This is a genomic window from Roseovarius sp. MBR-51 (genome assembly GCF_053628575.1).
The window spans coordinates 266,398-278,729 of sequence record NZ_JBRJGQ010000008.1 but is presented as its reverse complement, the minus strand read 5'-3'; the positions used below and the strand labels follow the sequence as shown (position 1 = coordinate 278,729).

Sequence of the window (12,332 nt, the reverse complement as noted above, 5' to 3'; positions counted from 1 at the left end):
CGCAGCTACATTGGCTCTAGGCCTTTGGTATGCCTCGTCACGCCTCCAATCGCCCTCAGGCGACCATTTGCGCAGCCTTCTTGAGGTCCACGGAGACAAGCTGGCTTACGCCTTGCTCAGCCATGGTGACCCCAAACAGACGATCCATCCGGCTCATGGTGACAGCGTGATGGGTGATAATCAAAAACCGGGTCTCAGTCCGGCGACACATCTCGTCGAGCAAATCACAGAACCGGGTGACGTTCGCGTCATCCAGCGGCGCATCGACCTCATCCAGCACGCAGATTGGTGCAGGATTGGCCAGAAACACCGCAAAGATCAGCGCCAGCGCCGTCAGCGTCTGCTCGCCCCCCGACAGGAGGCTGAGCGTCGAGAGCTTCTTGCCCGGAGGCTGGCACATGATTTCCAGCCCCGCCTCAAGCGGATCATCGCTCTCGACCAGAACCAGATTGGCCTCACCGCCGCCAAAAAGGTGGCGGAACAAGAGGGTGAAATTGGAGTTCACCTGCTCAAAGGCCGTCAAAAGCCGCTCACGACCTTCACGGTTGAGGCTGGCAATGCCGCTGCGCAGGGTCTTGATCGCCTCTTCGAGGTCAGTCTTTTCCTTGATCAGACTATCATGCTCCGCCTCGACCTCTTCGGCGTCCTCTTCAGCTCGCAGGTTGACCGCGCCCAGCGCATCGCGCTGACGCTTCAGGCGATTCACATCCGCTTCGATGACCTCAGAGGCGGGCATGGCGTCAGGATCAGCCCCAAGGCTCTCAAGCAGGGCGTCGGGCGTGACCTCCAGCGTCTCTTGGATCCGCTCGGCAGCATAGTCGCGCGTCTCGCGCGCAGCGTCGAGCCGCGCCTCGGCGCGTGCGCGTAATTCGCGCGCTTCAGAGGCCAGCCGCTCGGCTTCGCGCTCGTCCAGCGCGGCCTGACGTGCCTCACCTTCGGCGGTCGAGAGCGCATCGGCCGCGGCGGCGCGTCGGGCCTCGCTGCGGGTGATCTCTTCGCCCAGTTCGGCACGTTTGGCCGCAAGAATTTCCGGCGCGGCGCTCGCATCGGTCAGTTCTTCCTCCGAGTCCAGTTTGCGCTCTGCCAATTCCGCGATACGCTTTTCAGCTGTGTCCAGTCGATGTCGCCAACCACTGATCTCTTTGGTGATTTCCTGACTGCGGCGGGTGCGCCGCTCGCCCTCACGGCGCAGCTCATCCGCCCCTGACCGCTTGGTCATCATCATCATCCGAGCAGCTTCAACCGCCATCTTGATCGTTTCCAGATCGGCGCGAGCCGCCTCCAGATCCCCCAGATCGGCTATTCCTTTTTCAGCTTCAGACAGGCTCATGCGGGCGGCCATCGCCTCTTCGTCATGGCGGGTCACGGCGAGACCGAGCGACTCGAGCCGCGATCCGGCAAGATTACGATCTGCCTCGGCGCGGCTCAGAAACCTGTTGGCCTCGTTCACAGCCGTATCCGCCGCGCGACGTGTGTCACGTGCGGCACGATCCTCGTCAGTGCGGCGGATCAAGGCCTCGCGTAATGCCTCATGCGCGCGCATCGCCCCATCTGCGCGGGCGGTGGCATGTTCCAACTGCTGCTTGAGTTCCTCCAGCCGGTTGAGCTGTTGCAGACGAAGGGTAGCCGCCGATGGCGCATCTTCTGCCCAGGCTCGAAACCCATCCCAGCGCCACAGATCACCCTCGGTGCTGACCAGTCGCTGACCGGGTTTCAGAAGCGCTTGCAGGCGAGCGGCGTCCTCGGGATCAATCAATCCGATCTGTGACATGCGCCGGGCCAGAACTTCTGGCACCGAAACATGGTTGCTAAGTGCCGTGACGCCTCCGGGAAGCATTTGCGGAGCGGCGTAACCGGGCAGAATAGTCCAGCCCGAAGGACCATCGGCCTCGACCTCGGGGGCACGCAGATCATCGGCGAGTGCCGCGCCCAATGCCTTTTCAAACCCCTGCTGCACCTGTAGGCGGTCCATCACCTGCCCACCCTCGGCGGTGTCGCGCTGCACCAGCTTGGCCAAGGCTGTGACCTCGGCGCGCAGCGCGTTGACCTCTCCCTCGGCCTCGGAGCGTGCGGCACGCGCCTCGGCCTCTTGTGCCTGAGCCTCTGCGCGGGCTTCGTCAGCATCCACCAAGGCCACCTCTGCTGCCTCGGCTGCGGCCACGGCACCGGCTTCGGCCTCAATTGCTGCGGCGTGATCGGCTTGCGCCTTGGCCAAGGCGTCGTGAGACTGGCTCTGCGCTGAGCGCGCGCGCTCAGCCTCGGCCTCGCTCTTGGCCAAAGTCTTGCGACTATCCTCCAGCAGGCGTTGCGCAGATTGATGGCGAGCTGCAAGGCGCGCAATATCCTCTGTCATCTGGCTGAGATCGTTCTCACGCTGTTGCAGGATCTGCGCTGCCTCGCGCGCCTCCGCCTGCGCGGCGTCCAATCGGGCATCATGCCCTTCGGCACCTTTGACGAGTTCACCAGCCTCCCAATCAAGTCGGGCAATGGTGTCGACAGCATCTCGGTTAAGCCCCGATTCGCGGTCAATATCGCGGGCCAATTGTTCGATCCGGCCACGCAGGGTGGCGATCCGGTCGCGCGCATTCACCTCTTGTTCGCTAAGGGCATCTCGCTGCACGCTCAGACGTTGCAGGATTGCAGCCGCGATGGCCTCTTCCTCGCGCAGTTTGGGTAGTGCTTCCTCTGCCTTTGCCCGGGCTTTGGCTGCCTCGCGCGCCCCAACTTCTGCACGCGCTGCTGCGGTGGTGCGGTCTCGAAGCTCATCCTCGGCGCGCGCGTGCGCGAAATCTGCCTCTTTCCAGCGACGATAGAGCAACAGCCCCTCGGCCAGACGCAATTCTTCGCCGATTTGCCGATAGCGCGCCGCCTGTTTCGCCTGCCGCGCCAATTGCGCCAGTTGCGCCGCCAATTGTTCGACAACATCGTCAACACGCGTCAGGTTGGTTTCTGCGCCGCGCAGTTTCAGTTCGGCCTCATGTCGCCGCTGATAGAGACCCGAAATCCCGGCCGCCTCTTCTAGAATGCGCCGACGCGATTTGGGTTTCGCATTGATCAATTCCGAAATCTGCCCCTGCCGGACGAGAGCCGGGGAATGCGCGCCGGTCGAGGCATCGGCGAACAGCATCTGAACATCGCGCGCCCGTACGTCCTTGCCGTTAACTTTGTACGCTGAGCCCACATCGCGGGTGATCCTGCGGACGATCTCAAGATGATCTGAGTCGTTGAAACCCGCCGGTGCCAACCGGTCGGAATTATCGAGATGGATCACCACCTCGGCAAAGTTTCGCGCAGGTCGCGTCGCGGCCCCGGCAAAGATCACATCCTCCATGCCATCGCCGCGCATCGCGGTTGGGCGGTTTTCGCCCATCACCCAACGCAGCGCCTCGAGCAGGTTGGACTTGCCACAGCCATTGGGTCCTACAACGCCGGTAAGACCGCCCGCGATGATCAGATCGGTCGGGTCGACAAAGCTCTTGAAGCCGGTCAATCTGAGTTTCGAGAACTGCACCTGCGCGCGTGCCCCTTATCCGGTGATTCCGTTGTCATCGGAGTTTGAGGCTCGGGGTGCCTACCTGTCAACGGCCAACCACAGCATATAGGGTGACATGGTCAGTTATCCACATGATATTGGGCAAAACTCTGCCGGCATTCAAAGAAACAATGCCGCAGACCGTCCTTGAGCGGTCGCAAACCACCTTGACGCATGCTGATGCAGCCTGCATACGGGAGTGGCAAGGTTCCTCGTTTCGGTGCAAAGCGCCGCGAGGATAAATGGGAATGACGTGCCGGCGGACCCAATCAGGGCGTCCATGCGTCAGCCGCCCCCGCGACTGTAAGCGGCGAGCCCCTGCCAGATGCCACTGAGGTGTAAAACCCTTGGGAAGGCGGCAGACAGGCGACGACCCGCGAGCCAGGAGACCAGCCCTGCGTTTGTTAATCCCGCCTCGGGTGAGAGGTGTAAAGGAGATACCGCTATGACCGCATTGGTTCAAACCGCTGCAAAATCAACCGTCCTGCCGTTCGTTGCCGCGATCTTTCTGGGCCTTGGCATCGTAACCGTCGCTGGCCATGTGCAGGCTTCTGCTCTGCATGACGCCGCACATGACGTGCGCCACGCGACCGGTTTTCCCTGCCACTAATCCATGTTCTCAAAAATCGTCACCAGCGCGTTGTTCGCTGGTTTCTGTGCGGGGCTGATTGCCGCCCTGTTACAGTTGGTGTTCGTGCAGCCTGTGCTTTTGCATGCAGAGCTATACGAGGGCGGTGACCTTGTGCATTTCGGCGCGGAGGCGGTTAGCGCTCATCCGGACCTGCCCGGTCTTGATCCGGTGCGCGATGGGCTGAGCCTGTTGTTCTCGGCATTGATCTATGTGGGCTATGCGTTAATTCTGGTTGCCGCCATGGGCGTGGCCGCCGATCGTGGTTTCACGATCAATGCGCGCAGCGGGTTAATCTGGGGCATTGCAGGATTTGTCGCGTTTCATTTCGCGCCTGCCCTTTCCTTGCCGCCAGAAGTGCCGGGCGTTGCCGCCGCAGACGTGGCCGAGCGTCAGGTCTGGTGGTGGTCCACTGTTGCAGCAACTGCGATTGCGCTCGCGCTCATCGCCTTTGGCCGCAACTGGGTCGTGTGGACGGTGGCAATTGTATTGATGCTGACGCCGCACCTCATTGGCGCGCCCCACCCAGATGAGCTATCGGGCCCGGTTCCGCCCGAGATTGCCGCGCTCTTCGCGGCACGCGCCTTGGGTGTCGGTTTTGCCGCTTGGGCCCTTCTTGGTCTCTTTGCCGGGTATTTCTGGCAGCGTGAGAGCACGGCAACCTGACAGGTCAACACCCTGGTGCCAAGGCGCCGGGGCCATCCGACAGGAGACAACACAATGGCCAAACCACTCGCCTTTCTCGGCATCGGCCTCTTTTTCGGCACGGGGCTGGGGTTTCTGGTCGCCGCCACATCCGGCGTGCAACTTGCGGGGCATGACCATGGCGCGGCGGTTCATGACCATAACGCCCATGACCACGGCGGGGCGGCGCATGCAACCCTGACCGAAGTCAGTGATCCCACTCCAGCAATGACGCTGACCCTGCATCCCGACGGGGCGCAGAGCCGTAATCTGCATATCGGCGTTGAGAATTTCATCTTTGACCCCGAGGGGGTGAATAGCCCAGCCGTGCCGGGGCGCGGTCATGCGCATCTCTATCTGAACGGTGTCAAGATCGCGCGAGCCTATGGACCGTGGATGCAGTTGGATGCGCTTCCGGTCGGCACGCATGAACTCCGCGTGACGTTGAATGCCAATGACCATACGCAACTGGCATCGAATGGCGTACCCATCGAGGCCACGATTGCGGTGGTGATCGAATGACCGCTCAGCCCGGCACGCGCCCAATCAGGCACTGCCGTAACCGTCCGGCGGGGCGCGCATCCTCGATCCATCCATCGGCGCATTCGGCATATAGCGCCGCGAAGGCCAGCGTATCCTCAAGATCGCCCGCGGGGTCGATATCGCCAAAGAGATACGTGGCCTTGCCCGGCGCGGAAAACGCCACGCTGAGCGGGCGACCGCAATTGGACATGCAGTCATGGTCCTGCACCGTGAACTCCATGCTCCGGTCGGCCAGCCCCACGCGCAGCCGGGCCGCAAAGCCCTTGCCATCCGTGCCCTCGCACGTAGAACAGACCACAATCCGGTGCACCATCGCCGATCCCCTTTTCCACCGGGCTTAGGCCAGCCGCCCCGCCCGATGCAAGCCCCCTGAAGGAGCCAAGAAAATGCAAGCCAAGATCCCAGCCACCGTCGTCACCGGATTTCTCGGGGCCGGCAAGACCACGCTGATCCGGCACATGCTCGAGAATGCAGGCGGCAGGCGCATTGCGCTGATCATCAACGAATTCGGCGATCTGGGCGTGGATGGCGACATCCTCAAGGGCTGCGGGATCGAGACCTGTTCGGAAGAGGATGTGATGGAGCTGTCCAACGGCTGCATCTGCTGCACCGTGGCCGAGGATTTCATCCCCACCCTGCAAAAGCTCTTGGACCGCGAGCGCGCGCCCGATCACATCGTAATCGAGACCTCGGGTCTGGCGCTGCCGCAACCGCTTGTGCGGGCCTTCAACTGGCCCGAGATTTCGACACGGGTGACGGTTGATGGCGTGGTGACGGTGGTCGATGGCAAAGCCGTGACCGAAGGGCGCTTTGCGCATGATGTGGCGGCGGTCGATGCACAGCGCAAGCTCGATGAGAATCTCGACCACGAAACGCCGCTCTCGGAACTCTTCGAGGATCAGATGGCCTGTGCCGACATGATCGTGATCAACAAATCCGACCTGCTGACCGAGGAGGAGCGCGCAACGCTGATCACGCGGCTGCGCGCTGATTCGCGCGAGGGCGTGCAAGTCGTGACCGCGACCATGGGGGCGCTGCCGGTAGAGGTGCTGCTCGGTCAAGGCATCGGTGCCGAGGCGGATATGGAGGCCCGGCATGAGCTGCACCATCATCATCACGACGACGAGGATGACGATCATCACGACGACGATGATGATGATCACGACCATCATCACGATCATGGCCACGATGCGTTCGAGAGCTTTGTAGTGACGCGGCCCGAGATCAGCGATCCAGCCAGCTTTGCCAAGCTGATCACGGAGGTGATCCGCGCCCATGATATCCTGCGCCTCAAGGGCTTTGCCGCCGTAGCGGGCAAGCCGATGCGCCTGACCATTCAGGCGGTGGGCCCGCGTGTGGACAGCTATTTCGATCAGCCTTATGGCGCCGGTCCGCGCCAAACGCGGCTGGTGGTGATCGGTCAGGCGGGGCTGGACCGGGCGGCGATCACAGCGGCCCTCTCGGCATGATCATCGTCGAGGCGGCAGACCCGCGGCATCCAGAGGCCAGCGCGCTCTTGCGCGCGAGCCATACGCTGATGGAATCGCTCTTTCCGCCCGAGGACAATTTCTTTCTCGACATCGACGCCCTCTGCGCCCCCGATATCCGGTTCTTTGCCGCGCGCATTCAGGCGCGGATGGTTGGCACCGGCGCACTCGCGCTGCGCGACGGTTACGGCGAAGTCAAATCCATGTTTGTTGATGAAGCGGCGCGCGGACGGGGAATCGCGGATGCGCTATTGCGTCGGATCGAGGATGAGGCGCGCGCGCTTGCCCTGCCCTGCCTGCGGCTGGAAACCGGTAACCTGCTTGAGGCGGCGCACAAACTCTATGCGCGCCACGGGTTTGTTCCGCGCGGGCCATTCGGGGACTATCCCAAGGCCGTCTCCTCCATCTTCATGGAGAAGTCGCTATGAGCCTATTTCGCGGTTTTCTCGGTCTTGGCCTTGAGCCTGGCAATCAGCTCTTCCTTGGAGGGACGCTTGCCGAACGGATTCTTGTCCGTGCCCGGTGCGTTATGCTCATTGTGACGCGGGATCTTGCCGCCTTTCTTGGGGGTGCCCTGTGCTTTGTAGTCCATGCTGTCGCCCTTTCGGCTCTGCGCCCCAATCCGGGCGGCTCTGATGCTGCTCTTGCCGCAAAGCCTGTCTTTGATCAAGCCGGAACCGTCTGATGCATCTGCTCGCAGCGACACCCGGGGTCATTGATGATGGCAAAGAACCGGTGGATCTGGGGCAGACGCCCGCAGATCTGATCTTCATTTCGGCCGCTGATACTGAATTGGCAGCGCTGAGTGCGGCACGCGCCGAAATGGCAGAGTCTCCGAGACTCCGGCTTGCCAATCTGAGCCATTTGCAACATCCGATGTCCGTCGATCTGCATCTCGATCACTGCGCCAGCAAATCGCGGCTGGTGATCGCAAGGGTGCTAGGTGGTGTGGGCTATTGGAAATACGGGGCCGAGCAATATGCCGCGCGCCTGCATGAGGCGGGCGTGCCTCTGGCGCTCTTCCCCGGCGATGACAAGCCCGACGCGGAATTGCGTGGGTTGTCCACCGTGCCGGACGCGGATTACGACGCGCTTTGGGCCTATCTGGTCGAGGGTGGACCAGAGAATGCCAGCAACTTCTTGCGTTATGCGGGGGCGCTGCTGGATGGTACGGACAAGCCTGCCGCCGCAAGCCCGTTGTTGCGCGCAGGGGTCTATTGGCCGGGGGCGGGCGTGGCGGGCCTGACTGCCGCGCAAGAGGCGTGGGGGGAAGGTCAGCCGGTCGCGCCGGTGATCTTTTACCGCGCGCTGGTGCAGGGGGCCGGGCTCCATCCGATCAACCGGCTGGTGAAATCGCTCTTGCGCGCCGGGCTCAATCCGCTGCCGGTCTTTGTCGCCTCGCTGAAAGACCCGGTATCGGTGGCGACGCTGGAGCATCTCTTTGGTGTGGCCCAACCTTCGGTGATCCTCAATTGCACGGCCTTTGCCGTGGGTTCGCCGCATGCGGGCGACGACAGCCCCGAGAACCCGCTTTCCATGCCCGCCGCCAATGGCGCGCCGGTGTTTCAGGTGGTGTTGGCAGGCTCTTCTGAAGAGACCTGGGCCAAGGGGCTGACCGGCCTCTCAGGACGCGATATCGCCATGAACGTGGCCCTGCCCGAGGTCGACGGCCGCATCCTCAGCCGCGCCATCAGTTTCAAGGGTGAGGCGTTTTTCGACGCGGCCACCGAATGCCACATCGCCACCTATCGTGCGGTCGGAGACCGAGTGGATTTCGTGGCGCACCTGGCCGCCAATTGGGCCAAGCTGCGCCAGACACCTGCGCCTAAGCGCCGTGTGGCGCTGGTCCTTGCCAATTACCCAAACAAGGACGGGCGGCTGGCCAATGGGGTCGGTCTCGATACGCCTGCGGCCACGGTGCACGCGCTGCGCTTGATGGCCGAGGCAGGCTACACTGTCGCCAATCCGCCTCAGGATAGCGACGCCCTGATGCGGGCGGTGATGGCGGGGCCGACCAACTGGCTCACGGATCGCGCGAGCCGCGACGGGGGCGAGACGCTGCCGCTTGATATCTACCTAGAGCATTTTAACGCCCTGCCGTGGGATCTTCGCGAGGCGATGACCGCCCGTTGGGGTCCCCCCGAAGATGACCCTTTCATCGTTCCACAAATACTCAAATCCGACGGCACCACCGGCGCAGGCTTTGCCCTGTCGATCCTGAATTTCGGTCATGTCGTGGTCGGGCTGCAACCGGCGCGGGGCTATAACATCAACCCGACTGAGACCTATCATTCCCCCGATCTGGTGCCGCCGCACAATTATCTCGCCTTCTATATCTGGCTGCGCCACTATTTTGGCGCGCAGGCGATTGTGCATATGGGCAAGCATGGCAATGTCGAATGGTTACCCGGCAAGGCATTGGCGCTGAGCGCCGAGTGTTGGCCCGAGGCGGTGCTGGGGCCGATGCCACATGTCTATCCGTTTATCGTCAACGATCCCGGTGAGGGCACGCAGGCCAAGCGCCGCGCGCAGGCGGTGATCATCGACCACCTGACCCCGCCGCTCACCCGCGCCGAAACCTATGGTCCGTTGCGCGATCTGGAGGCGCTGGTGGACGAATACTATGAGGCCGCCGGGGTCGATCCGCGCCGCATTGCCCATCTGCGCCGCGAAATCCTGACGCTGAGTTCTGCAACGGGACTCGACAAGGATGTCGGCATGTCGGGCACGGACGAGGCGGGCGATCTGGCGCGGCTCGATGCCTATCTCTGTGAGTTGAAAGAGGCGCAGATCCGCGACGGGCTGCATGTGTTCGGGCAGTCGCCGACGGGTCGATTGGAAGTTGATCTTGCCATAGCCTTGGCCCGGGTGCCGCGCGGCGATGGAAAGGGCGGCGATGCCTCGTTGATCCGGGCCTTGGCGACAGATCATGGGCTAGAAATTGACCCGCTCGATTGCGATATGGCGGCCCCTGCGGCTGAAAAACCGCTGGCTTTGGCAGACCTCAGCGCCGATCCGTGGCGCAGCAATGGCGACACGGTCGAGCGGCTGGAACTGATGGCGCAGCGCCTCTTGGCGGAGAGTGAGCAAGAGGTCGGACCGCATACAGCGGCGGTTCTCGCAGAGATTGCGGCGCGCATTCGCCCTGCCATTGCGGCCTGTGGGCCGGATGAGGGCGCAGGATTGCTGCGGGCGTTGGAGGGGCAGGCGATTGCCCCCGGCCCCTCGGGCGCACCAACGCGTGGGCGGCTCGATACCCTGCCCACGGGGCGCAATTTCTACAGCGTGGATAGCCGTGCCGTGCCCACGCCGACCGCTTGGGCCCTGGGTTGGAAATCCGCCAACCTCCTGATTGAAAAACATCTGCAAACCCATGGCGATTGGCCGCGCGCCCTGCTGATTACTGCCTGGGGCACGGCCAATATGCGCACTGGCGGCGATGATATCGCGCAGGCGCTGGCCCTGATGGGGGTCAAGCCGAAATGGGATGCCGCCAACCGCCGCGTGACCGGGTTCGAGATCCTGCCTGAGGGCGTGCTGGGACGACCGCGCGTGGATGTGACCCTGCGTATATCGGGATTTTTCCGTGATGCTTTTCCGCAGCTTATCGCGCTATTCGACAGCGCGGCGCGGGCGGTTCAGGGGCTTGATGAGGCCGAGGACAGCAACCCGGCCGCCGCGAGAGCGCGGAGCGAGGGGGTGGGGCCGCGTATTTATGGCTCGAAACCGGGGGCCTATGGCGCGGGACTTCAGGCGATGATTGACGAGCGCCTCTGGGCCAACAAGGCAGATCTGGCCGAGGCATATCTGACCTGGGGCAGCTATGCCTACGGTGTCAAAGAAGAGGGCACACCAGACCGAGTCAGGTTTGAAACGCGGCTGCGCCAGACCGAGGCGATTGTGCAGAACCAGGACAATCGCGAGCATGATCTGCTTGATTCTGATGACTATTATCAGTTTGAAGGTGGCGCCGCGGCGGCCGTGAGCACGTTGCAGGGGCGGGATCGACCGATCTATCACAACGACCATTCGCGCCCCGAACGTCCGCTCATCCGCACGCTGGAGGATGAGATCGGGCGGGTGGTGCGATCGCGCGTGGTCAATCCGAAATGGATCGCGGGGGTCAAGCGGCATGGATATAAAGGTGCCTTCGAGATCGCCGCGACAGTGGATTATCTCTTTGCCTTTGCGGCCACAACTGGCGCTGTGCGCGGCCATCATTTCGATCTGGTCGAGGCGGCGTTTCTGGAGGACGACGACACACGCGCGTTCATTGCAAATCACAACCCGTCCGCCCTGCGCGAACTGGCCGAGCGTCTCGCCGAGGCGATAGACCGGGGTCTTTGGATGCCGCGGTCGAATTCCGCGCGCGCGCGGATCGAGGCCGCTCGCAACTCTTCTCCTGCGCCCTGATCCGCCCCCGCTAGAACAACCATAGAAGAATCGCTCCGCTTTTTCAGTCTAAAGCGCTATTCTCTTGCGCAGCTTTCCAGACCTGAGGCTTGCCCATGCGTCGTTATCTGCCTGCCGGTGACCTCAACGCGGTTCACGCACTGCTGTGCCGCACCTTTGCCTATATGGAGGGGCGCATTGATCCACCTTCATCGCTGGCACATTTGGATATCGATGCGTTGCGCGTTTTAGCCGCGACCTCTGAGATCTGGGTCATCTCCGAGAGGAGTTACCCCACCGCCTGCATGATCCTGACACCACAGCCAGACGCGCTCTATCTCGGTAAGCTTGCGGTAGATGCAGGCCATCGAGGACAGGGATTGGCGGGTAAGATGGTGGCACACGCCGAGACTCGGGCAATAACACTTGGCCTGCCGCGCCTGCGATTACAAACCCGACTGGAATTGGTAGAGAACCATGCCACTTTTGCGAACCTCGGGTTCGTGATCACGGCGCAAACCGCTCATCCCGGTTATGATCGCCCGACCAGCGTGACGATGGAACGGTTGGTGCCAATACCTCTTGAAGATGCGCCCTAGACCTCACTCGCGCCGAATGCAGATGAGATCGACGTAACCGCGAAAGACCGGTTCTTGCTCGCACTCGAGGATCTGTGGCGGCGGTAGGGGTGGCACACCGGCGCCGCAATCAAGCTGTGCCTCCATTACCGCAGCATCGCCCCAGAGCCGTGCCACGCGACAGCCGCTGACAGACTCTATTGCCGCAACCCCGCGCGGGGCAACAGCGGCCAGGCGCGGCGCCCATTCCGGGCTGACACGCATCGCCTGCGCCCGCGTGCCCGCGACCCGCACATCAAAAGCGCTATGGCCGATGGTGATTCGCTGCGGCGCCAAAGTCTGAAATGCCGGGCCGGGAGAATTGCATCCGACCAAAGCGATTGTAAGAAACAAGGTGAGTCCGCGCAACATCATGGGACAGTCTTGTCCTTTGGGCGTTAAACAGGAGTTAAGGCGGTGCCGTCATATTTGCGGTTCATGTCGTTATG

General features: G+C 62.6%; 11 protein-coding genes and 1 riboswitch. Of the genes, 7 read left to right on the top strand and 4 right to left on the bottom strand.

Features of this window, described 5'->3' with window-relative positions:
- Nucleotides 1-55: 55 nt before the first annotated feature.
- Entirely contained in the window at nt 56-3,511 is a 3,456-nt protein-coding gene (gene smc / locus ACSSVY_RS14080) for a chromosome segregation protein SMC (RefSeq protein ID WP_454270204.1), read from the bottom strand.
- 209 nt (nt 3,512-3,720) lie between these two features.
- Nucleotides 3,721-3,944, top strand: a riboswitch (cobalamin riboswitch).
- A 33-nt stretch (nt 3,945-3,977) separates the two neighbouring features.
- Between smc and ACSSVY_RS14075 the strand changes: the two genes are divergently transcribed.
- Genes ACSSVY_RS14075 through ACSSVY_RS14065 form a run of 3 tightly spaced genes read left to right on the top strand, consistent with a single transcriptional unit; the run spans nt 3,978 to nt 5,366 of the window.
- On the top strand, nt 3,978-4,142 hold the full coding sequence (locus tag ACSSVY_RS14075; protein WP_454270203.1) for a CbtB domain-containing protein: 165 nt from the start codon (nt 3,978-3,980) through the stop codon (nt 4,140-4,142).
- A gap of 3 nt (nt 4,143-4,145) precedes the next feature.
- Nucleotides 4,146-4,826, top strand: coding sequence for a CbtA family protein (locus ACSSVY_RS14070; protein WP_454270202.1), 681 nt, complete (start codon nt 4,146-4,148; stop codon nt 4,824-4,826).
- Nucleotides 4,827-4,880: 54 nt separating this feature from the next.
- On the top strand, nt 4,881-5,366 hold the full coding sequence (locus tag ACSSVY_RS14065; protein ID WP_454270201.1) for a hypothetical protein: 486 nt from the start codon (nt 4,881-4,883) through the stop codon (nt 5,364-5,366).
- 4 nt (nt 5,367-5,370) lie between these two features.
- On the opposite strand, the gene ACSSVY_RS14060 is transcribed toward ACSSVY_RS14065, so the two are convergent.
- Entirely contained in the window at nt 5,371-5,700 is a 330-nt protein-coding gene (locus ACSSVY_RS14060; RefSeq protein WP_454270200.1) for a DUF1636 family protein, read from the bottom strand.
- Nucleotides 5,701-5,773: 73 nt separating this feature from the next.
- Here ACSSVY_RS14060 and cobW point away from each other — a divergent pair, with 73 nt between their 5' ends.
- Both cobW and ACSSVY_RS14050 read left to right on the top strand, forming a co-directional pair.
- On the top strand, nt 5,774-6,856 hold the full coding sequence (cobW, locus tag ACSSVY_RS14055; RefSeq protein ID WP_454270199.1) for a cobalamin biosynthesis protein CobW: 1,083 nt from the start codon (nt 5,774-5,776) through the stop codon (nt 6,854-6,856).
- Nucleotides 6,853-7,302 (top strand): GNAT family N-acetyltransferase, encoded by a 450-nt coding sequence (locus ACSSVY_RS14050; RefSeq protein ID WP_454270198.1) that lies wholly within the window; start codon nt 6,853-6,855, stop codon nt 7,300-7,302. The genes cobW and ACSSVY_RS14050 overlap by 4 nt, the downstream gene beginning before the upstream one ends.
- A gap of 2 nt (nt 7,303-7,304) precedes the next feature.
- Here ACSSVY_RS14050 and ACSSVY_RS14045 read toward each other — a convergent pair whose 3' ends face one another.
- Nucleotides 7,305-7,466: a hypothetical protein gene (locus ACSSVY_RS14045; protein ID WP_009816449.1), complete on the bottom strand. Its 162-nt coding sequence runs from the start codon at nt 7,464-7,466 to the stop codon at nt 7,305-7,307.
- Between the two features lie 92 nt (nt 7,467-7,558).
- Here ACSSVY_RS14045 and cobN point away from each other — a divergent pair, with 92 nt between their 5' ends.
- Both cobN and ACSSVY_RS14035 read left to right on the top strand, forming a co-directional pair.
- A complete protein-coding gene (gene cobN, locus ACSSVY_RS14040; RefSeq protein ID WP_454270197.1) occupies nt 7,559-11,287 on the top strand; it encodes a cobaltochelatase subunit CobN in 3,729 nt (1,242 codons plus the stop codon).
- Nucleotides 11,288-11,382: 95 nt separating this feature from the next.
- Nucleotides 11,383-11,865, top strand: a complete 483-nt coding sequence (locus tag ACSSVY_RS14035; protein WP_454270196.1) for a GNAT family N-acetyltransferase — start codon at nt 11,383-11,385, stop codon at nt 11,863-11,865.
- A gap of 3 nt (nt 11,866-11,868) precedes the next feature.
- Here ACSSVY_RS14035 and ACSSVY_RS14030 read toward each other — a convergent pair whose 3' ends face one another.
- Nucleotides 11,869-12,180 carry a hypothetical protein gene (locus tag ACSSVY_RS14030; protein ID WP_454270195.1) on the bottom strand — a complete coding sequence of 104 codons (312 nt, stop codon included), beginning with the start codon at nt 12,178-12,180 and terminating at the stop codon, nt 11,869-11,871.
- Nucleotides 12,181-12,332: the final 152 nt, after the last annotated feature.